General features: G+C 66.1%; 23 protein-coding genes. 19 read left to right on the forward strand and 4 right to left on the reverse strand.

The window, feature by feature from the left end:
* The first annotated feature begins 34 nt into the window (after nt 1–34).
* The 3 genes from ACIOD2_RS27105 to ACIOD2_RS27115 are packed head-to-tail and all read left to right on the forward strand — an operon-like array spanning nt 35 to nt 1,610.
* Entirely contained in the window at nt 35–412 is a 378-nt protein-coding gene (locus ACIOD2_RS27105; protein WP_400543658.1) for a MerR family transcriptional regulator, read from the forward strand.
* Nucleotides 409–909 (forward strand): Uma2 family endonuclease, encoded by a 501-nt coding sequence (locus tag ACIOD2_RS27110; protein ID WP_400543661.1) that lies wholly within the window; start codon nt 409–411, stop codon nt 907–909. Before ACIOD2_RS27105 ends, ACIOD2_RS27110 begins: the two co-directional genes overlap by 4 nt.
* A 47-nt stretch (nt 910–956) precedes the next feature.
* Nucleotides 957–1,610 carry a peptidoglycan recognition family protein gene (locus tag ACIOD2_RS27115; RefSeq protein WP_400543664.1) on the forward strand — a complete coding sequence of 218 codons (654 nt, stop codon included), beginning with the start codon at nt 957–959 and terminating at the stop codon, nt 1,608–1,610.
* Here the strand turns inward: ACIOD2_RS27115 and ACIOD2_RS27120 are convergent.
* Nucleotides 1,602–2,960, reverse strand: coding sequence for a glutamine synthetase (locus ACIOD2_RS27120; RefSeq protein WP_400543667.1), 1,359 nt, complete (start codon nt 2,958–2,960; stop codon nt 1,602–1,604). The two genes, ACIOD2_RS27115 and ACIOD2_RS27120, sit on opposite strands and share 9 nt — an antisense overlap.
* Before the next feature lie 53 nt (nt 2,961–3,013).
* Between ACIOD2_RS27120 and ACIOD2_RS27125 the strand changes: the two genes are divergently transcribed.
* From ACIOD2_RS27125 to ACIOD2_RS27165, 9 genes are all read left to right on the forward strand, one after another.
* Nucleotides 3,014–4,165, forward strand: a complete 1,152-nt coding sequence (locus tag ACIOD2_RS27125; protein WP_400543670.1) for an APC family permease — start codon at nt 3,014–3,016, stop codon at nt 4,163–4,165.
* A gap of 18 nt (nt 4,166–4,183) precedes the next feature.
* Complete coding sequence (locus tag ACIOD2_RS27130) at nt 4,184–5,782, forward strand: recombinase family protein (protein ID WP_400543673.1); 1,599 nt, start codon at nt 4,184–4,186, stop codon at nt 5,780–5,782.
* 231 nt (nt 5,783–6,013) lie between these two features.
* The gene (locus ACIOD2_RS27135; protein WP_400543676.1) at nt 6,014–6,286 is read left to right on the forward strand and encodes a hypothetical protein; all 273 of its coding nucleotides are present in this window, start codon (nt 6,014–6,016) and stop codon (nt 6,284–6,286) included.
* A gap of 151 nt (nt 6,287–6,437) precedes the next feature.
* A complete protein-coding gene (locus tag ACIOD2_RS27140; RefSeq protein ID WP_400543679.1) occupies nt 6,438–7,523 on the forward strand; it encodes a bifunctional DNA primase/polymerase in 1,086 nt (361 codons plus the stop codon).
* Nucleotides 7,520–9,229: a phage/plasmid primase, P4 family gene (locus tag ACIOD2_RS27145; protein ID WP_400543682.1), complete on the forward strand. Its 1,710-nt coding sequence runs from the start codon at nt 7,520–7,522 to the stop codon at nt 9,227–9,229. The genes ACIOD2_RS27140 and ACIOD2_RS27145 overlap by 4 nt, the downstream gene beginning before the upstream one ends.
* 594 nt (nt 9,230–9,823) lie before the next feature.
* The gene (locus tag ACIOD2_RS27150; protein ID WP_400543685.1) at nt 9,824–9,958 is read left to right on the forward strand and encodes a hypothetical protein; all 135 of its coding nucleotides are present in this window, start codon (nt 9,824–9,826) and stop codon (nt 9,956–9,958) included.
* Nucleotides 9,951–10,247, forward strand: a complete 297-nt coding sequence (locus ACIOD2_RS27155; RefSeq protein ID WP_400543688.1) for a hypothetical protein — start codon at nt 9,951–9,953, stop codon at nt 10,245–10,247. Before ACIOD2_RS27150 ends, ACIOD2_RS27155 begins: the two co-directional genes overlap by 8 nt.
* Nucleotides 10,244–11,074, forward strand: coding sequence for a hypothetical protein (locus ACIOD2_RS27160; protein WP_400543691.1), 831 nt, complete (start codon nt 10,244–10,246; stop codon nt 11,072–11,074). The genes ACIOD2_RS27155 and ACIOD2_RS27160 overlap by 4 nt, the downstream gene beginning before the upstream one ends.
* A gap of 63 nt (nt 11,075–11,137) precedes the next feature.
* Nucleotides 11,138–12,643 carry a DNA cytosine methyltransferase gene (locus ACIOD2_RS27165; protein WP_400543694.1) on the forward strand — a complete coding sequence of 502 codons (1,506 nt, stop codon included), beginning with the start codon at nt 11,138–11,140 and terminating at the stop codon, nt 12,641–12,643.
* Here the strand turns inward: ACIOD2_RS27165 and ACIOD2_RS27170 are convergent.
* Nucleotides 12,567–13,286 carry a hypothetical protein gene (locus ACIOD2_RS27170; RefSeq protein ID WP_400543697.1) on the reverse strand — a complete coding sequence of 240 codons (720 nt, stop codon included), beginning with the start codon at nt 13,284–13,286 and terminating at the stop codon, nt 12,567–12,569. The genes ACIOD2_RS27165 and ACIOD2_RS27170 overlap by 77 nt on opposite strands.
* 176 nt (nt 13,287–13,462) lie before the next feature.
* A complete protein-coding gene (locus tag ACIOD2_RS27175) occupies nt 13,463–14,176 on the reverse strand; it encodes a hypothetical protein (RefSeq protein ID WP_400543700.1) in 714 nt (237 codons plus the stop codon).
* A gap of 57 nt (nt 14,177–14,233) precedes the next feature.
* On the opposite strand from ACIOD2_RS27175, the gene ACIOD2_RS27180 reads away from it, so the two are divergent.
* From ACIOD2_RS27180 to ACIOD2_RS27205, 6 genes are all read left to right on the forward strand, one after another.
* Nucleotides 14,234–14,383, forward strand: a complete 150-nt coding sequence (locus ACIOD2_RS27180; RefSeq protein WP_400543703.1) for a hypothetical protein — start codon at nt 14,234–14,236, stop codon at nt 14,381–14,383.
* Nucleotides 14,383–14,556: a hypothetical protein gene (locus tag ACIOD2_RS27185; RefSeq protein ID WP_400543706.1), complete on the forward strand. Its 174-nt coding sequence runs from the start codon at nt 14,383–14,385 to the stop codon at nt 14,554–14,556. Before ACIOD2_RS27180 ends, ACIOD2_RS27185 begins: the two co-directional genes overlap by 1 nt.
* 61 nt (nt 14,557–14,617) lie before the next feature.
* The gene (locus ACIOD2_RS27190) at nt 14,618–15,211 is read left to right on the forward strand and encodes a hypothetical protein (protein WP_400543709.1); all 594 of its coding nucleotides are present in this window, start codon (nt 14,618–14,620) and stop codon (nt 15,209–15,211) included.
* A 375-nt stretch (nt 15,212–15,586) separates the two neighbouring features.
* Nucleotides 15,587–16,456, forward strand: a complete 870-nt coding sequence (locus ACIOD2_RS27195) for a hypothetical protein (RefSeq protein WP_400543712.1) — start codon at nt 15,587–15,589, stop codon at nt 16,454–16,456.
* A complete protein-coding gene (locus ACIOD2_RS27200; protein WP_400543715.1) occupies nt 16,453–16,713 on the forward strand; it encodes a hypothetical protein in 261 nt (86 codons plus the stop codon). The genes ACIOD2_RS27195 and ACIOD2_RS27200 overlap by 4 nt, the downstream gene beginning before the upstream one ends.
* Nucleotides 16,707–17,354 carry a galactosyltransferase-related protein gene (locus ACIOD2_RS27205; protein WP_400543718.1) on the forward strand — a complete coding sequence of 216 codons (648 nt, stop codon included), beginning with the start codon at nt 16,707–16,709 and terminating at the stop codon, nt 17,352–17,354. Before ACIOD2_RS27200 ends, ACIOD2_RS27205 begins: the two co-directional genes overlap by 7 nt.
* A gap of 70 nt (nt 17,355–17,424) precedes the next feature.
* Here ACIOD2_RS27205 and ACIOD2_RS27210 read toward each other — a convergent pair whose 3' ends face one another.
* A complete protein-coding gene (locus tag ACIOD2_RS27210) occupies nt 17,425–17,619 on the reverse strand; it encodes a hypothetical protein (RefSeq protein WP_400543721.1) in 195 nt (64 codons plus the stop codon).
* Between the two features lie 73 nt (nt 17,620–17,692).
* Here ACIOD2_RS27210 and ACIOD2_RS27215 point away from each other — a divergent pair, with 73 nt between their 5' ends.
* Nucleotides 17,693–19,192, forward strand: coding sequence for a hypothetical protein (locus ACIOD2_RS27215; RefSeq protein WP_400543723.1), 1,500 nt, complete (start codon nt 17,693–17,695; stop codon nt 19,190–19,192).
* Nucleotides 19,193–19,201 lie beyond the last annotated feature (9 nt).

The raw sequence follows: 19,201 nt of genomic DNA on the forward strand, positions 1-19,201 counted from the left end.
ACCTGGAGTCCACTCCAGGTGCCACCCTGGGCCGGTGACGTCCTACACCCCGGCCCAGGTGACCGAAAAGACCGGCTTCACCATCGACACCCTCAGGTACTACGAGCGCATCGGCCTGCTGCACCACGTCGGCCGCACCGCGGGCGGCCGCCGCACGTTCACCGACCACGACGTGGAGTTCCTGCAGCTCCTGCGCTGCCTGAGGTACACGGGCATGCCGGTCGCGGAGATGCTGCGGTTCGTGGAGCTGCTGCGCTCCGGTGACGCGACCCAGGCCGAGCGCCTCGAGGTCCTGCGCGAGCACGAGGCCCGCGTCGAGGCCCAGATCGACCGGCTCCGCGAGCACCAGGAGCACATCCAGTTCAAGATCAAGCTGTACAGCGGCGCGTCCGAGCTGGCGTCCACGGGTTGAGCCGGAAACTCAGGCTGCCTGAGGAGCAATCTTCGTCGTGCCGGATCGAACTCGTCGACGGCACTCTTCTCGTGCGCGCGCTGGACGGACTCGAGCACCAGCGCCTCGTGGGCTCCTTGGCGGGCCAGCTCGCGGCGGGCGCGGGGGACCGGTTCGAAGCCTTCCCCGGCGCCAACCTGGTTCTCGGGAACCGAGGCAACCGTCTGCTGATACCGGATCTCGTGGTGGCCGATGAGCGTGGTCTGACGGGCGTGAGCTTGACCGAGAAGCAGGTCGTTCTCGTCGTCGAGATCGTGTCGCCGTCCTCCAGGGTGCAGGACCGGATCCTCAAGCGGGCCATCTACGCCGAAGCCCTGATCCCGTTCTACCTCCTGGTCGAGCCGGATACCGCGACCCTGTTCGAACTCCAAGGCGAGGACTACGAACCCGTCGCCAAGAGTGAAGCTGGGAAGCTCTCCTTCACCCGGCCCTTCGCAGCCGAGATCACCCTGGCCTGACCGCGCTTTGTACAAAAGCTGTACGCGCCCGCGGCAGAGTCCGGCGCATGGACATCGGACACCTCCCGCGGCGCACCTTCCTCCGCGGCGCCACCGGTCTCGCCGTCGCCGGGGCCGCCGGCCTGTTCCTGCCCCGCGCGGCGGACGCCGCGGCAGCACCGCGGATCTACAGCTGCGCCGAGTGGGGTGCCCGGCCGCCGTCGGACGAGCTGGTCACCCTCGACCACCCGGCGAACCGCATCCTCATCCACCACATCGCCAGCGCCAACAGCACCGACTACTCGCTCGAGCACGCTTTCCAGGTCGCGCGCGACGACCAGCACGACCACATGGACAACAACGGCTGGTCCGACACCGGCCAGCACTTCACCGTCAGCCGCGGCGGGTACCGGATGGAAGGGCGGCACGGCAGCCTCGACGCGCTGCGCGGCCGGACCACCATGATCCAGGGCGCGCACTGTCCCGGGCAGAACACCAACGCCATCGGCATCGAGAACGAAGGGCTCTACACCAGCGTCGAACCGCCGCAGTCCCAATGGGACTCGCTCGTCGTGTTCTGCGCCTACATCTGCCGCCAGTACGGCATCCCGGTCGAGGAGATCAAGGGCCACCGCGACTACTACAACACCGAATGCCCCGGCGACCGCCTCTACGCCAAACTTCCGCAGCTCCGGACCGAGGTCGCGAAAGCCCTAGTGTAGGTACCGCATCACGGCGCACAGCTCGTCCGGCGACAGGCGGCCGAGCCGGTCGATCTCCCCGTGGCGCACGTCCATCAGCGTCGTGGCCAGCTCGGGGCCGAACGCCTTCGTGAGCTCGTCGTCCGCCTTGAACGCCGCGACGGCTTCGGCGAGCGTCCGCGGCAGCCGCTCGGCCGAGGGCAGCGTGCCGGGGTCGACGTCGACCGGGTCCGGCAGCGTCGCCCCGGACTCCAGGCCCGCCAGCCCGGCGAACAGCAGCGCGGCCACCACCAGGTACGGGTTCGCGGTCAGGTCGAAGCACTTGACCTCGAAGTTCGCCGCCCGGTCGCGCTGGCCGGCCGCACCCCGCACCAGCCGCAGCGGTGCTTCGCGGTTCTCCAGGCCCCAGGCCAGGAACACGCCCGCCCAGTGATGCGGCTCCAGCCGCAGGTAGCTGATCACCGACGGCGCGCCGATCGCCAGCAGCGCGGGCAGCCGTGCGTAGATGCCGGCAGCGAACGCCTCCGCCGTCGCGGTCAGCTCGAACCGCCCGTCGCCGCCGGCGCACAGGTTGCGGTCGCCGTCCCACAGGCTCAGGTGCACGTGGCCGCCGTTGCCGACGCCGCCCGGCGCGAACTTCGGCGTGAACGACGCGCGCAGCCCGTGCTGCTCGCTGACCGTCCGGATCGTCTCGCGCGTCAGCACCGCGATGTCGGCCGCGCGCACCGGGTCGTCCGCCGCCACCGACAGCTCGAACTGCCCGGCCGCGTACTCGGGGTGGATCTGTTCCACCGCAACACCTTGCGCGGCCAAGGTGGACACCAGCGCGCGCAGGTAGGGCGCCTGCGCGGAAAGCCGCGCGTAGCCGTAGGCCGGGCCGGCCGTCGCCGAGCGCGGGTCGTCCGGCGCGCCCGCGGCCGTGATCACCCATTCGATCTCGAAGGCCGTGCGGACGTTGTACCCCAGCGAAGCGAGCCGCGCCGTCGCCGCGGCCGCCAGCGCCCGCGCGTCCTGCGGGTGCGGGGTGCCCTCCTGGTCGTAGCGGTTCGCCGGGGCCCACGCCCAGCCCGGCTGCGCGGCCAGCGGCACGAGCCCGTCGAGGTCCGGGTGCAGCCGCAGATCGCCGACCGGGCCGTGCGAGTAGAGGCCGCCGACGATTTCGTCGGTGGCCAGGAAGAAGTCGAAGGAGTTGGACGCGCCGACGCCCCACGCGGCCGCCGACCACAGCCGGTCGACCGGGACCGCCTTCGTGCGCGTGATGCCGCTGTTGTCCACGAAGGTCAGCGCGACCAGCTCCACCCCGGCCGCGCGCAGGCCGTCGGCCCGGATGGCGCCCTGCTGTGCGAGTTCCGCCCGATCGAGCTGGCTCATTCCACTCCCGTCGATGTTCACTGGATACTTCCACACAGGAAGAGGTGGAGATCGTGTCAGACACCGTCGAAACCCGTCCAGGCCTGCGCCGATCACTGTCCGTCTGGCAGGCCGTCGGCCTGTCCGTGGCGCTGATGGCCCCCAGCATGGCCGCCAACATCAACCCCCAGCAGACCGCGGCCGCCGCCGGCCGCGCGGTCCCGCTCGCCTTCCTGCTCTCGGCGGTCGGCGTGCTGCTGGTCGCGTACGGCTTCGTCAAGCTCTGCCAGTACTACCAGCACGCGGGTTCGGTCTACGCGTTCGTCGGCGCCACGCTCGGCCCGCGTGCCGGCGTCGTCTCCGGCATCGGCCTCCTCGGCACGTACACCTTCTACGCCGTCGTCACCAGCTCCGCGGCGGGCACGCTCGGGACGGCGTTCCTCACCCAAGTCGGCATCTGGCCGGACCCGCCGTCCTGGGGCCCGTTCGTGCTGACCGGCGTGGCCCTGGTCGGCAGCTGGCTCCTCGCGGTGGCGCCCGCCCGGCGCGGCACCAGCACCCTGCTCGTCGTCGAAGGCGCCACGATCGCCCTGATCCTGCTGGTCACCGTGGTGATCCTGGTCCGGCTGCTCGCCGGCGACGCACCTGGGGGCGGCCGGTTCACCCTGGACGTGTTCGTCCCGGAAACCGGCCTGTCGGGGGTGTTCCTCGGCGCGGTGTTCGGCTTCCTGTCCTTCGCCGGGTTCGAAGCCGCCGCGACGCTCGGCGAGGAGACGCACGACCCCAAGCGCAACATCCCGCGCGCGATCCTCGGCACGGCGATCTTCGGCGGCGCCTACTTCGTCGTGGTCACCGCGGTCGAGATGATGGCGTTCGGCTCGGACGCGACGGCCTTCCACGACTCGCCGTCCCTGCTCGGCGACCTCGGCGGCCGCTTCGTCGGCTCCTGGGTGGGCGACGTGATCAGCGCCGGCGCCGCGATCAGCGCGTTCGGCTGCTGCCTGGCCTGCGTGGTCGGCGGCTCGCGGCTGCTGTTCGCCCTGGGCCGCGACGCGGTGGGCGGCCGCGGCATCGGCCGGACGTCGGCGAAGGGGACGCCGGTGGCCGCGGTCAGCGTGGTGACCGCCGTGGCGGTGCTGATCATCGTGGTGTGCGCGGTGTTCTTCGGCGCGACGGCGTCGGACACCTTCGCCTGGTCCGGCTCGATCGGCACGCTGACAGTTTGAGAATGTACCATAATTGACATGCCCTCTGACCAGCCGATTCTTCGTCCGTACGCTCGGGTCTCGCAGGACCGGCGGAAGAAGGGGCGCTCGCCGGCCCAACAGCTGACGGTGCTCGGCACCGACGCCAGCGAGAACGGATGGGCCGTGCACCCCGATCCGTACCTGGACAACGACCGGTCGGCATCCAAGTACGCGCAGAAGGAGCGGGACGACTTCGAACGCTTGATGAAGGACCTCGCCAACGGAACGTTCGGCGCGGACCTGCTCGGCCTCTGGGAGACCAGCCGGGGCACCCGGCAGATGGAGCAGGCGGTGCCCCTGGCTAACGCTCTGGCCGCTGCCGGAGTCCGAGTGTGGGTCCACACCCTTCGGCGGGTGCTCGATCTCCGGAACGCGCATGATCGCGCTGACTTCTTAACCGCTGCCGTGAAGGACGAGCTGTCGAGCGCGGAGACGTCCGAGCGCGTTCGCCGGGACATCCTCGCCAGCGCCCTGGAGGGGCGACCGTGGGGCGAGGCACCTCGCGGGTTCATCCGGCTGTACGACCCCGAAAGCCGCGAGTTCACCGAGCAGATCCACGACCCTGAATGGGCACTCCGGATGCGCGACGCCTTCGAGAGGATTGCCCGCCGGGAATCGCTGCGGTCGATCGAGACCGCCTGGCAGCAGGAAGGCGTCCGGCACTCCACGGGCTTCTTCAAGACGGCACACATCAGGTCGATGCTGCTGAGTCCGACGTACGCCGGGCTTCGAGCCGTAAAGCGGCCTGACGGCTCCGTGGAGTACGTCGACGCGCAGTGGGAGGGGATCGTGTCGACGGACACGTGGTTCACGGTGAAGGGCATCCTGGAGGACCCCACGCGCCGGACGGCTCTCGACGGTCGCGCCCGGTACCTGCTGAGCATGAGCACGGCCGCACGCTGCGCATCCTGCGTTGGTGAGCATGACCACCGGCACCGCAAGGCGTTTCGGTGCGACGGGTGTCCGGAGTGCCTGGGCAAGCACACCTGCCCCGGGGAACTCGGCCCGTCGAACGCGCCTCGCCTGGCTGGTGTGCCGCACTACGCCTGCCACTCCCACGGCCACTTGCGCATCGAGCGCGAGCCGCTGGATACGCTCGCCGAGCGGGTGTTGCTCGGCTGGCTTGAAGTCCCCGAGAACTACGACGCGCTGGCTCAGCCGGGGGAGACGGTGACAGCCGAGCTACAGCAGGTTCGGGGTCAGCTCGCCCACGCCCGACGTGACCTTGCCGAGTACGAAGATCGAGCCGATCGCGGCGAGCTATCCGCCATCGAGGCGCGTGCTGCGGCCGGGACCGAGAAGAAGGTGGCCGAGCTTGAAGGCCGCGAGCGAGAGCTGTCTGCGCCGACAACCCTAGTCGACATCCTCGGCGGGCGACGGGAGGACGTCCGCGCCCGGTGGAAGGACGCGTCTGTCTCGTCGAAGCGCGTCGCTGCGAAGCTGCTCTTCAGTCCCTCGTTGATCGGGGAGATCCACGTGTCCCCGGTCGGCAGGGGCAACGCGCGGCACGGTGGCCCGCCCCTCGAAGAGCGCGTGCGCTTCTTCCGGCATGTGGACGGGGAACCGGTCTACCTGCGCCTGCATGCGGTCCCGTAGTCGCGCTGGGCCTGTCGAAACCCCCGTCTCGCGGCGGGGGTTTTCTCTTGTCAGCAGGGTAAGAGTTTCAAGAATGCATTCACAGAATGCCAATCACGAGTCGGTCACGCGATTCGCGTCCGAGTTGACGACTATTCCCAAATCTGCGTACTGTCGCTGACATCCCCGACAGAGCGTCAGCCAGCAACGCATGTTCCGGCTCTTGTCACTCCTCGAAGTGAAAGAGTTGTCATGTTGACAGCCGTTTCTGTACCCGTGCGCGCCTTCCGTGGCCGGGGTCTCGGCACCGCTGCCCTCCGCACCCTGGTGATCTGCCGGGCCGAATTCCCTGACCAGTTCGTCGCCCCGACTGATCTTCAAGGGGTTCTCGGGCTCGACCACCGGACGATCCGGCTCGCGCTGGCCCAGCTTGCCGCCGAGGGGCTCGCGGTGACGAACTTCCGTCGAGTGCCGTCAGGGCAAGCCGTCGTGACGTACCGGGTTCTTCCGCCGTCTGCCGGGTGATCCGTGGCTGCCGTTCCCACCACTCGGACGGTCACGCTGGCGGAGCTGGTCTCCTCGACGCCACCGGTCACGTCCGAGGTTCGCGCGATCCTTCGAAACCTCTTGCCGCCTGCACAAGAGAAACCTTCGTCCCCTGGAGAGGGTGAACACCGTGACACTGATCAACTTCAACGGTAGGCCCCGCCCGGAGTCGCCACCGTGCACACGAATTCCGGACGTGTCGGGCCTGACCGTCCCCGAAGCGGCGGTGGAGTACGCACGGCACGGGATCCGTGTCCTTCCAATCGATCCGGCGACGAAACATCCGGGCTCGATCTTGGGCGCTGGTTGGCAGGACCAAGCTTCGGCCGATCCGGGCAGGGTCATGCATTGGTTCGGGCTCCGCCCCTTGGCGGGCGTCGGCTTGGTGCTGGGGCAATCCGGGCTACTGGTGTTCGATGTGGACGACGCGGACGTGCTGCCGCTGAAGCTCCGCCGTCACCTGACCCGCGATGACCACCCGTACCAGGCAACGCGTAGCAATATTCCGCTACGGGGCCACCACGTGTACCGCCTTCCCGAAGGTCGAAAGATTGGTTGTCCCACAAGGTTTCTCGGCGCAGGGTGGGGCGAGGTCAAGTCGATGTCCGGCTTCATCGTCGCCCAGCCGACACCACACACCCGACCCGGCGGCATGTACCTGTGGATGCGGAGCGGAGACGTGCCCGAGCTTCCTGCCGAGCTGGCCGAACGGCTGCCGGAGTACAACCCGGTTTCCCAGCTCTCCGCTGGTTCGGCGGGCGTGGACGAGGTGCGGCGGTTCCTCGACCTCCACACCGTCGCTGACCGACCGGGGATGCTCGGTGCCCTCGTTCGGCGAGCTGAAGACGCGCTTGGCGAAGGCGAACCTCGACACGAAGTTCTCGTTCGTGTTCTCCCGCAAGCACTTCGCGAAGCTTCGTGGGGCTGGTACTCGGCTGCCTCCGCTCTGAGCGCACTGGAGCCGCTGTTCCACCGGGGTGGTGGTAACACTGCCCGTGAGTGGGTGGGTCTGCAGCGACATGCCGTCGCTGCTGCACTCGCGGACGATGGTGACGAGCGACGACGAGAAGCCGAAGAACGTCTTGGCGTGTCTGCTCATGAGTGGCGGGCACAACGAGAAGCCAAGCAGCGGGGCCGTTCGCGGCCCTTCCGCCTGACCCGGGACCAAGCCGCCGCACTTGTGGTGCAGCGCTACAGCGATCGAGGGGACCGATGATTCACGAGTGGCCAGCGTTCGACGAACTGTCGAATTGGGATGCTCCACCTCCCGTTGAGGAAGAAGGGCTCGTTGCTGAGTGGGTCGCTGAACGCGCCTTCGTCGGTCGGTACGTGCACGCGCGTGGACTCGGGTGGCTGATGTGGGACAGCAGGCGATGGGCGCAGATCACCGCGGTGACGCCGCAGGAGCACCTGCGGCAGTTCGCGATCGAGATGAAGTGCGTCGCGGGTGTCCGAGTTGCTGACCTGCTGGAGACCGACGAGTACCAGCGCCTCGACGACCTGTGGTCGCGCTTCCTGGAAGCGGAGGGCGGAGCGGACGCCAGCGTCGAGCAGATCGAGCGGTTGAAGCAGCGGTTCTATGGGCTCTCCGAGGAGGGTGCTCGGCTGCGGGAACTCGACCGGGTTCGTGACGTGTGGGTCGCCGTCGAGCACCTCGGCAGCAAGCTGTTGAAGCTCGGCCGGCTGACGGCGATCCTGCGGTTCGTGGCGGAAATCGAAGGCGTCTTCGCGGACGGAGCCGAATTCGACCAGGACCGCGAGTGGCTGTGCTGCTTGAATGGCGTCGTCGACCTGTGCACGGGGGAGTTGCTGCCTCACGACCCGGCACGGAAGATCACCAAGCTTGCTCCGACGGCGTACCGCCCGAAGTACACCGATCCCCTGTGGACGCAGGCTCTTCGAGCTGTGGCACCTGATGCAATTGCCTGGCTGCAAACCTTTGTTGGCCAGGCGGTGACCGGATACGTCGGCGAGCAGCTGCTGGTTTCGGTCGGCGACGGCTCCAACGGCAAGTCGCTGGTGATGGGCGCGCTTGCCTCCGCGCTCGGTGACTACCACACAACAGTGCACCACAAAGCCTTGCAGGCCAACAAGGGTGACCACGCAACCGAGATGATGGAATGGCGTGGGGCTCGGCTCGCCGTCCTGGAAGAGCTTCCTGAGGGCAGGCACCTGCACCCGAACATTTTCAAGCAGCTCGTTGACAGCCCGAGCCTGAAGGCTCGGGCAATGCGACAGGATCCGTTGACCTTCACGCTGACGCACACGTTGCTGATCAACACGAACTTCCTGCCGCAGATCGCCGAACCGGGTCACGGCGCATGGCGACGGCTCGCAGCACTTCCGTGGCCGCACACGTTCCGGCCGCGTGGCGTGGCTCTGGGAGGGCCGACGGACCTTCGGGGGGACCCGACCCTGAAGCGGCGTCTCGCGAGCGAACCCGGGGCACGTGAAGCCGTTCTGGCGTGGGTTGTCGAAGGTGCCGTCAACTGGTTCGCGCAAGAAGGGCTACCCGAGACGCCGGAGTCGGTCATCGCGCTGACGACGAAGTGGCGGAACGACGAGGATCACGTGGGTCGATTCATCGAAGAAAACCTTGTCATCGAGGAAGGTTGCGCGGTGCGGATCACGGAGTTGTTCGAAGGCTTCCGTACCTTCCTCGGCGACGCGGGGAAGTCCGCTTGGTCGGCGGACCTGTTCGCCCGTCGGCTGGAGGCCAGTCCCGCGCTGCGGGCTGCGGGGGTGCAGCGCAAGGCAATCAAGCATGGCACGAGCTGGACCGTGACGACGCTCGGAGGGGTGACCGTGCCCGCGAGCAACAAGACGGTGCGAGCTTGGGTTGGGCTCCGTTGGCGGCGCGAGAACGAGCCGCACTTGAGTGTCGTGCACTCCCCTGACGAGGATCGCCGAGAAGTTAGGTGAACCTTACTTCCCGGGTCAGGGGCAGCCAGGCCCGCCAAGCACCCCCTGACCTGGGGCTGAGCAGGGGAAACCCGGACCGGTTACAAAAGTTACGGGGCTGGAGGTTGATCCGAAATTCCCCTGGCTCGGTCGGGCGGTTGTGAGTCACCTAAGGAACCGGAATGGGAGAACCACCTAAAAGCCCAGGTTGGGACATCCCTATTGATCACTCTTCACGTACGCGAGTGATAACCAGTAGATCAGCCATCCAAAAAAATCTGGAACAACTTCCAACCCCGTAACTTCGGTAACCGGCAGTCCCCGCTCCGCTTATAAACCGTTCGCCTGTAAAGGAAATGGCGCGGTCGGACCGCCCCGTCCTGTCCGGCCAGCCCCAGAACCCCTTAAGTGGTGAGGACCAATGAACTCCTTGGGAGAACCGATGAACCCTTGTCAGCTTGACCACGAAAACCCGTTCGCCTTGATGTCACCCGCGCTGCGGGCCGAGCTGGTGGCGGCCTGCCTCCGCCGCCGGGAGCCTGCCCCGAAGGAACTGTTCCTGCTCCACATCGAAGACAACGCCCGCAGGTCCGCTGCACGGACACGGAGCCAGCGGTGAGCGCCGTCTTCGCCACCGTGCTGCTGTGGCTCGTCGTCGGGCTGGCCGTGCTCATAACGCTTGTCGCCCGGCAAGAGATTGACCGACTCCGCGAGGAGATCCGAGAGCTGAAGGAGACGGCTCGTGACTGAATTCCGCTATCGAACCGCCACCGACGCCGAGTTGTGGGAGAAGCACTTCGCGTGCCTGAACGAGGACCGGACCTTCGCTGCCGATCTCGCCGGGTCTCGCATCGTCTTCGGACTCGACGACGACGAGACGAACGATCTGGTGGCCAACGGGCTGACGTTCGAGTACTTGGCCCGGATCGCCGCCCGCATCGACATCGTGCGGATCAAGCTCTGCAAGGAACCCTCGCTCTGCGATGTCCTACGCGAGTACGGCGACGAGACTCGACTGACCGAGGAGCACCAGGAATGAACGACTGCACTGTGGACGGTTGCATCCGTCCTGCCGAAGACTTCGTCTGTCGAACCCATCAGGATGAGCTTCGTGTCGCTCTTCGGGATCTCGCGGACGATCTGCTGACCGAGTTGAACGTCACCCGCTGGCGGCTCAGCAGGTCCACGGCGAACACCGGGACGGTCTCCCGCTCGGCCACCTCGGCGCTGATGTTCCATGCAACGGCCAGTTCGCTGGCAGACACCGCGGCCAACAGCCTGCGGGCATGGGCCCGGGAGGTGCACGCTGATCAGCCCGAGCTTCGGCACCCCGGCAGTGCGGCAACCCCGCGCGAGCTGGCCGGCTGGCTCTCGCTCTTCGTCGGACGCATCTCGGTGATGCCGGACGGTGGGCAGCTGGCCGACGAGGTGATCTGGTTGGCCAAGGAAGTCCGCAAGGTCATCGACACGCAGCCGATGAACCGGTTCCTCGGGATCTGCTCGACGTTGAACGATGACCGAGAACCCTGCGAAGCGGACTTGTACGCACCGCCGGATAAGGCCTTCGTTCAGTGTCGGGAGTGCGGCTCGCTGCACGATGTAGAGGAGCGTCGCCGGATCCTGCTGAACGCGGTCGGCTCCCAGAAGGGCACTGTCACCGAGCTGGCCCGCGCGCTGCCGGACCTCCTCGGCCGCCCGATCTCCGTGGAGAGCGTGAAGACCTGGGTGCGTAAAGGGCAGCTGATCCCAGCTGGCAGGAATGAGCGCGGGCACTCCCTGTTCCTCGTGGACGACCTGGTAGCCCTGGTGATCACGAAGCAGACACGAAGGCGGGGCAAGGTGACATTGACCGTGGTGAGCGCTTAAACTCTCTGGATAGGAGCAGGAGAGCTACGCTCTCGATAAGACGCATTCTGCGCATTTTCCTAAATGCATTCTTCGCTGGCCCTCGTCGGAGCCACCCGGCGGGGGCTTCTTGCTGTCAGGGGCAAGGCGCAAATGGTTTACACCCTTACGGATTTGTTTTGTGGCGCAGGTGGTTCAGGGCTTGGTGCGACGTCGGTTCCCGGCGTCGAACTGGTGATGGCCGCGAACCACAGTCCACGTGCGATCGAGACGCACTCGCTGAACTTCCCGGGCGCCGAGCACGACTGCGCGGACATCAGCCAGGTTGAGCCCCGACGATATCGGAGCACAGACATCCTCTGGGCGAGTCCCGAGTGTACGAACCACTCAATCGCCCAGGGTCGGAAGAAGAGCTACGGCCCCGACGAGAACGGCGAGACGCTGTCCGCCGACGTGGCGCAGCGGTCTCGGTCGACGATGTGGGACGTACCGCGGTTCGCCGAGGTCCACCGGTACCAGGCGGTCATCGTCGAGAACGTGGTGGACGCGGCCAAGTGGCCACCGTTCCACGCATGGCTCGGCGCGATGGACTCGCTCGGGTACGACCACCAGATCGTCTCGCTGAACTCGATGTTCGCCCCAGCGGTCAACGCCCCGAGGGCGCCGCAGAGCCGAGACCGTATGTACGTGGTCTTCAGCAGGAAAGGCAACCGGCGTCCCGACCTCGACATCCGCCCGGTTGCCTGGTGTCCGACGTGTGAGCAGGAGGTCCACGCGGTCCAGTCCTGGAAGCCAGGTCGGACCGTCGGCAGGTACCGCCAGCAGTACGCCTACCGGTGTCCTCGCTTCGCGAAGTGCAAGACCGTTGTTGAGCCCTACGCCGAGCCGGCCAGCTCGGTCATCGACTTCGACTTGCCCGCGCAGCGGATCGGGGACCGGCAGAAGCCGCTCTCCCCGAAGACGATGGCCCGCATCGCCATCGGCCTGGAGAAGTACGTGTTCCCGCAGCTCGTGCCCGCAGGCGGCAGCTGGAACGACGGAACCACCCCGGTGACCGACCCGTTCCGCACCCGCACCACCCGGGAGTCCGAGGGCTTGCTGGTGCCGGTGGAAGGCCGGGACGGCAAGCAAGCGTTCCCGACCTGGAACCCGATGCGGACGCAGACCGCGCGGGCTGAGACGGCCTTGGTGGTGCCGTACTACCGGACTGTTGTGGCCCGTCCCGCCACGCACCCGATGCCCACCATGACCACGGTGGACCGGGCAGCGCTGGCGTTCGTCGCTGAACTCCGGGGCGGCGGGTCGAAGGCCCGCAGCGTCCGGGACCCGTTGGCCACCGTGTGCGCCAACGGCAACCACCACATGCTCGTGGAACCGACGCTCCCGCCGACTGTGGAGGACTGCCGGTTTCGGATGCTCGCAGTGAAGGAGATCCAAGCGGCGATGGCCTTCACATCGTCGTACGTCATCACCGGCACCAAGCGGGAGCAGGTCCGTCAGTTGGGTAACGGGGTCACTCCTCCTGCGGCGGAGTTTCTTGTCGAGCGGGTGATCCTCTCGTTGGGGCCCTCGACGCCCGCTGAATGTTAGTTAATGGGGAAGATTCTTTCATTCGTTCGAGTGCGTCGAGGACTGCTTGGAAGCCGTCATTTCGCGATTCAAGCTGGCCGGTCGAGTATCTGATCCACGGCACACCATTGTTGTCCTCGAATTGAACTGCAATTTCCGCCGAACTGGAGACATGTTCCGCTGTCGCGTATGACGAGTCGCTAAGCGGGTCTGCATATTTCCTGTTTTGATAGTTGGCGATAGCCTCTGCTGCATATCGGAGCCGGATCGTGGTATCTGAATATTCTATCGGCTGAGGGGTCGGCGGCACAGTACCGGCGCGTCCGATTATCAATTTCCAGTCTTTCCCTGGTTGGCCAGGGTCTTCTTGTATCCCTACTATTAGTAGGACGTTGTGTATTGGAAGTCCGGATCCGTTGTAGACCATCGATTGTCTTGATCCGTTTTCGCTTGTTGTGAGCCACGCTGAAAATTTCGCGGCCTGCTCTTGGCGGCGATCCTGCTCCAGCGTCTGCAGCTGTGCTGACTGAGTCCTGTTCGTTTGGATCGTTGCCCGTACGGCGACGGCTGCAGCGATCAGTGCAAGCAGGGCGATCACGCCGGACCCCAGCGAGAACCACACGCTCAGCCAGTCGGTGATCTTCGGTTCGTCAGCAAGCGCCATGTCGACGAGTCGTCCGGGAAGCCGCCCACGTTGCCCTCGTGATCGATCCGAGAGGAACCCGTGATGAACCTCTTCGGTGTCTTGCTGGTGTCCGGCCCCTGACCTCGTTCGATGGCGTTGTGGTCAAGCTTTCACTGGTGCCGAAGTCTCGGGTGAGAGCTGGCGTGCGGTCCCTGTCATGAGGTGCGTTCGAGGCGCCCGTTGGGGGCTCGGTACCAAGTGTTCTCCCCGTCTGAGAAGCTGACGCCTGTCTCGATCCGAATATCTTTCACGTAGCGGTTCTTTCCCTCATTTATCGCCCGAACTAGCTCGATTCGGACATTCTCGGCTTCCGCTCGCTTCTTAAGGTCTGCTATTGCGGCGACCTCCTCTTTCGTTTTCGGTTGGTAGAGCCCATACTCCTCGATGGCAAGCTTCTTGATGAACCATTCGAGGTTGTTGTCGGATTTCTTGACTAGTTCGGGTGTGCTGGTAGGTGGCAGAGTTTCCTCTTTAGAGGTGTACTCGTGACCGTTCACGAAATAGTGGATGATCACGTCGTACATGGGAAGCGGTCCGGCGTTGTGGAAAAACGTTCGGTAGATCTGGCTATCTCTGGTGGGATGCAAGGCCCGCCATACTGCGAATTTCGATGCGCGGTCGCTTTGCTGCGTCTCTTCGAGCTTCGCGAGCTGACGTGTCTGAGTCTTGTTGGTCTGGATGGTCGCGTTCGCTGCCACCGCAGCGGCAACCAGGGCGATCAGGGCGATCAGTGAGCTGGCTGCCGACGCCCACGCGCTGTACCAGTCTGGCTTCGCGCCTTGTGTCGTGCCAATCTTGATGATGGTCAAGACGACCAACACTATGACGACGCTGCTGATGCCGATCGTCCACCGCCACTTCTTGTTCATGGTGCGAGTATCCCTTGCGCCATGACAACCGTTACGTATTGTCCGTGGGGGTGTCGGATGGACCTGTTTGATGTGCTGTTGGCCATCGGCCTTGCCGTATTCGTGGTGGCCGGCCTGATCTCCAACGTGACGGCCCGCATCGCCGTGACCGTGGTCTCGGCCGCATGCTTCGTCTTGGCCGCCCTCGTGGCCGGTGGAGTCCTCTGATGGTCTGGTGGCTCATCCGCTTCACCATCAGCGTGCCGTCGATGCCCAGCAATGTCGGCCCGTTCTCCAACAAGGAGCTGGCCCAGCTGTTCATCAACCGCCACTGCGTCGAAGCCGACTACGAGATCCTCCCGATCGTGCCGCCCACCGAACTGCGCGACGACCACGAGTAGATCGACCCTTGCCACCCGGGAGGTTGCCGTGGGCGCTCGGAACGAATCCCGAGGCAACCGGGTGCAGAAGGCGGAGCTGCAGGCGAAGGCGTGGGACTTGAAGCTGCGCGGCCTGTCCGACCGAGCTGCCGCTGCCGAGCTGGGAGTCAGTCACACGACGATCCAGAACTGGACCAGGGAAGCCGCCGAAGCACTGGTGGCCCCGAAGGTTGACGAGTGGCGGCAGGTCCAGCTCGAACGCCTCGGCCAAGCCCGTCAGGCCGTGCTCGATGTGCTTGAGCGAGCGCACGTGACCATCAGCCACGGGCACATCGTCCGCGACGGTGAGCCCTTCGTGGACTTCGACGAGGACACCGGCGAACCCGTGGCGAAGATCGCCCCGGGCCGCGGTGAGCCCATCTTGGACGACGAGCCCGTCCTCAAGGCCGTGGACCGCCTAGTGAAGATCGAGGAGCGCATGGCCCGCCTGATGGGCTTGGACGCTCCGCAGAAGGTCGACGCCACTGTGGACGCCACGGTCACCGAGGCACCGCCGGAGCTGGCCGACATGATCCGTCAGGCCCGAGAGCGCAACGCGGCAACCCGGGCGGAGTTTCCAAAGGCAGCCTTAAATCGGTCCGAGCCAGATAGTCAAGGAAACGCCGGAAGTGATTAACAAGCGTCTGGCGCCGCGCTCATCCGGGAAGCTGGTTGGATCGCGGGCATCGAGCCAGAACGGGCCGGGTTGTAGTCGCTCCGTTATGTGCTGCTGAAGCTGTTCTGGCTCCCAACCATCTATCTGGAAGAGAGCGCCGGAGTACTGAAAGCGAACGGCCATGCTGACTAGTCGTCAGCAGATACGTATTCGTTTCGTCTCGGTGGTCACGATCGGGGGTCGATCGCGATGCGGGTCTTCTACTGGGTCGCGGACTACTCCGGGTGCGGCTTCTACCGGTGCTTGCTCCCCGGTAGCGAGCTCGCGAAGCGCGGGCACGATGTGATGGCCGACGGTCGAGTGGTTCCCGCCGACGCCCACGCTGGTGAGTGCGACGTGATCGTGGGACAGCGCATCTGCAACGAGGGCTCGTCGGTCACCTGGAAGAAGCTGGCGAAGGCGGGCCACACGAAGTTGGTGTTCGAGACCGACGACCTCTTGTCCGAGGTCGACCCGTCGAACAAGCAGGCCGTGCTCTTCTACGACGCGGACACCGTCCGCCGGTACCACGAGAACATGGCCATGGCCGACGTGATCACCGTGACCACAGACCGCTTGGCCGAGCACGCGAGGACGGTCAACCCGACCGCGCAGATCCACGTCCTGCCGAACCAGGTGCCCGGCTGGCTGCTCGACCACGAGAAGCCCGCGACCCCGGATCCGAGCTTGATCACGATCGGCTGGCGGGGCGGCAAGAGCCACGACCGCGACTTCGGTGAGCTGGCCCGACCGCTCCGGTCGTTCCTGCAGCACCCGCGTAACCGCGAGCGGATGGAGCTGCACTGCATGGGGGCGGACTACACGCCCCGGGTCACCAGCAACCACAGCCGTACTCGGTGGACCGGATGGCACGTCAGCGTGGCGGACTTCCTCCGCGCGGTGGACTTCGACCTGGCCGTGATCCCGCTCCGCGACTCCGTCTTCAACGCGTGCAAGTCGGACTTGGCCTTGGTCGAGATGGCCGCGCTCGGCATCCCCTCGGTGATGTCCGGAGTCGGCCCGTACGCCGAGGCTCACATGGCCGGCGCACCTAGCGTGCTCGTGCTCAACGGCACCAGCAAACGCCCGGACTGGCAAGGCGCACTCCGGGACCTGGTCGACGACCCCGAGGCCCGCACGCAGCTCGGCAAGCAGGCCCGCGAGTGGGCCGCCACCCGAACGATCGAAGCGAACATTCACCGCTGGGAAGAGGCGTACTCATCGTGATCACTTACTTCAGCGACCTCACCCCGGCGGAACGGTCCGTTTTGGCTCAGGCAGCGCGGGAACAGGCCGAGATCTCGGAAGCCCCGGCGCGCTGGGAACAAATCGTCAAGGCGATCGAGAACGGCGGCAAGCAGCCGCACGGTGTGAAGCCCAGTGCGTGGCGCGTGGTTGGAGATCAGCCGAAGGTAGAACCGTTCCGGATCGCGTCGGCTTACGTCACTTCCATCCTCGACGCTGGCACTGGTGGGCCGTGCTGACGACCACCGCGGTGATCGTCCCCTTCGGACGCCCCCAGGGTGAAGCCGGAGAGATCCGCGAAGGCGTCTGGCAGAAGCTCCGCGCCGAGTGGGAGCGCACCGGGTGCAACCTGATCGTGTCTGCTGACCCGCAGTTCAGGGTGCGAGGCAAGTTCTCGGTCTCGCGGGCCATCAACAGCGCCGTGAAGCACGCCCCGCCGGAGTTCGACAGGTTCGTGTGCTTCGGGGCGGACATGTTCCCGTCGTTGCCGACCGTCGAGTGGGCTGCCGCCGAGCTGGATACCGAGCCGTGGACCTTACTGTTCGACCGGGGTGCGTCGGTGAGCGAGGCGGGGACCAAGGGGTGGGTGGTGGCCGGCCACGAGTTCGACCACGCTGAACCCGAGGTCTTCCAGTCTCCGTGCGTCGGACCCATCGCCTTCACCCGCCAGGCTTTCGAACGAGTCGGTGGCTTCGACGAGCGGTATCAGGGCTGGGCGTATGAGGACGTGGACTTCTGGTACCGCCTGCAGCGGGACACTCCGCGCACCAAGCCGCAGGCCTACCCGGGTACCGCGCTGATCCAGCTGTGGCACCCGCAGGACCACCACGATCTAACGTCCGAGAACCCCAACGTGCGGTTGTTCTCGGCGACGTGGTGACGGCGGCTCGCTCCCGGAGGTAGCGAGAGCCCTCGGCCCAGGCCCGTTCACGGGCAGGACGCGGAGGGCGTCAGCCCGCACTGCTCTCGGTGATCTTCGCGGACTGCCAGTTCCCCGACGAGTAGATGGCGATGACCTTGTCGTCTCCACGGGAGTCCTTGCCGCCGTACACGTACAGGATTCCCTCGGCGCGCGCGGCTTCGAAGTACTCGCCGTTCGGATAGGTGTCCTCGTAGTTGCGGCTGGTGCGCACCTCGACGGCCATTGATCACTCCTCGCTGAGTTGGTTCCCGATAGATCGCGAGCACTGGCGAGGCTGTTACAGGTGGGTGAGGCCGATGTTCGACCTCACCGAGCTGCTTTCCGGGATCGACGAGAGGCTGCTGACGCTGCCTGAGGGGCGACGAGTCCTGACCGAGCTGGACCCGCTGCTGTTCGCCCTGATCTACCTGCCGCACCACCTGCGTAGCCCGGAGACCGGAGACGCGACCAGCTTCAGCGAAGCCCACTTCGAGTGGTGCGAGCTGGCGAAGAGGTACATCCGGCCGATCAACACGTTCGAGCCCGGGGAACTGCGTGACGCGATCATCGCCCCGCGCGGTCTCGGCAAGAGCACGTGGTGGTTCCTGGTCTTCCCGATGTGGATGGCCGCGCACGGCCACCGGAAGTTCTTGGCCGCGTTCGCCAACAGCGACACGCAGGCGACGGACCACCTGGGGACGTTCAAGAGGGAAGTCGAGACCAACGCCCTGCTGCGGTCCGACTTCCCGAAGCTCTGCGCACCAGCCAAACGGCCGTCCGGCGTGTCCATCTCGGACTCGCAGCGGATGTACATCGCCGAGTCCGGCTTCGTGTTCACCGGGCGCGGCATCGACTCGCAGGTGCTCGGCCTGAAGATCGGCTCCCGCCGACCGGACCACATCGTCCTCGACGACATCGAGGGCACGGAGGGCAACTACAGCCCGACACAGAAGGACTCCCGGCTCAAGACGCTGGTGTCCGGCATCCTGCCGATGAACAACCGGGCCTCCGTGACGATGGCCGGCACCGTGGCGATCCCGGGCGCGATCATCGACGACATCGCCGCGAAGCAGCGTGGCGAGCAGTACCCGGAATGGGTCGATGACGAGCGGTTCACACCGCGGTACTTCGACGTGATCCAGACCGACGAGCACGGCAACGAACGCTCGCTCTGGCCGGAGCGCTGGTCGATGGACTGGATCAACACGGTCCGGCACACCCGGTCGTTCCAGTCGCAGATGCGCAACGACCCGATGGCAGCCGACACCGCCTTCTGGTCAGGCAACGACTTCGTGATCCGCGACGACGTGGAGATCACGCACCAGCTGCTGTCCATCGACCCGGCGGTGACAACCAAGGAGAAGTCCGACTTCACCGCCTTGGCCGTCATCGGCTACAGCCGCGCGGAGAGCGTCTGCGTGGTCCGGTACGCCCGGCAGGTCAAGATCCCGCCGGGGGAGAAATTGCGCGCCCACGTCCTGCAGGTACTCGACGCCTATCCGGAGATCGCCGCGGTGGTGGTGGAGACCAACCAGGGTGGCGACACCTGGACCGCGATCTTGCATGACCTGCCCGTGAGGGTCCGGACGGTGCACCAGTCCCGCCCGAAGGAAGTCCGAGCTGGCTCCCTGCTGGCGAAGTACCAGCGCGGCCGGGTGTACCACGAGCAACGGCTGCACCAGCTCGAAGCCCAGATGCTGAAGTTCCCGCTCGATGCCCATGACGACCTGGTGGACGCCGTGGGAACCGGTGTCGAGGCGTTCCTGAAGACCGACGCCCCGCCGCAGCGGGTGAGCGTGCGTGAACGCGCTGCTTGAGGGGGTGAG

It is taken from the genome of Amycolatopsis sp. NPDC088138, from assembly GCF_044741685.1.
Classification (GTDB): domain Bacteria; phylum Actinomycetota; class Actinomycetes; order Mycobacteriales; family Pseudonocardiaceae; genus Amycolatopsis.

What these genes read in the sequence shown, in the direction of transcription:
- ACIOD2_RS27115 (WP_400543664.1), top strand. Translation starts at nt 957, where the DNA reads ATGGACATCGGACACCTCCCGCGGCGCACCTTCCTCCGCGGCGCCACC.
- ACIOD2_RS27120 (WP_400543667.1), bottom strand. Translation starts at nt 2,960, where the DNA reads ATGAGCCAGCTCGATCGGGCGGAACTCGCACAGCAGGGCGCCATCCGG.
- ACIOD2_RS27130 (WP_400543673.1), top strand. Translation starts at nt 4,184, where the DNA reads ATGCCCTCTGACCAGCCGATTCTTCGTCCGTACGCTCGGGTCTCGCAG.
- ACIOD2_RS27135 (WP_400543676.1), top strand. Translation starts at nt 6,014, where the DNA reads ATGTTGACAGCCGTTTCTGTACCCGTGCGCGCCTTCCGTGGCCGGGGT.
- ACIOD2_RS27145 (WP_400543682.1), top strand. Translation starts at nt 7,520, where the DNA reads ATGATTCACGAGTGGCCAGCGTTCGACGAACTGTCGAATTGGGATGCT.
- ACIOD2_RS27160 (WP_400543691.1), top strand. Translation starts at nt 10,244, where the DNA reads ATGAACGACTGCACTGTGGACGGTTGCATCCGTCCTGCCGAAGACTTC.
- ACIOD2_RS27165 (WP_400543694.1), top strand. Translation starts at nt 11,138, where the DNA reads ATGCATTCTTCGCTGGCCCTCGTCGGAGCCACCCGGCGGGGGCTTCTT.
- ACIOD2_RS27170 (WP_400543697.1), bottom strand. Translation starts at nt 13,286, where the DNA reads ATGGCGCTTGCTGACGAACCGAAGATCACCGACTGGCTGAGCGTGTGG.
- ACIOD2_RS27175 (WP_400543700.1), bottom strand. Translation starts at nt 14,176, where the DNA reads ATGAACAAGAAGTGGCGGTGGACGATCGGCATCAGCAGCGTCGTCATA.
- ACIOD2_RS27180 (WP_400543703.1), top strand. Translation starts at nt 14,234, where the DNA reads ATGGACCTGTTTGATGTGCTGTTGGCCATCGGCCTTGCCGTATTCGTG.
- ACIOD2_RS27185 (WP_400543706.1), top strand. Translation starts at nt 14,383, where the DNA reads ATGGTCTGGTGGCTCATCCGCTTCACCATCAGCGTGCCGTCGATGCCC.
- ACIOD2_RS27210 (WP_400543721.1), bottom strand. Translation starts at nt 17,619, where the DNA reads ATGGCCGTCGAGGTGCGCACCAGCCGCAACTACGAGGACACCTATCCG.
- ACIOD2_RS27215 (WP_400543723.1), top strand. Translation starts at nt 17,693, where the DNA reads ATGTTCGACCTCACCGAGCTGCTTTCCGGGATCGACGAGAGGCTGCTG.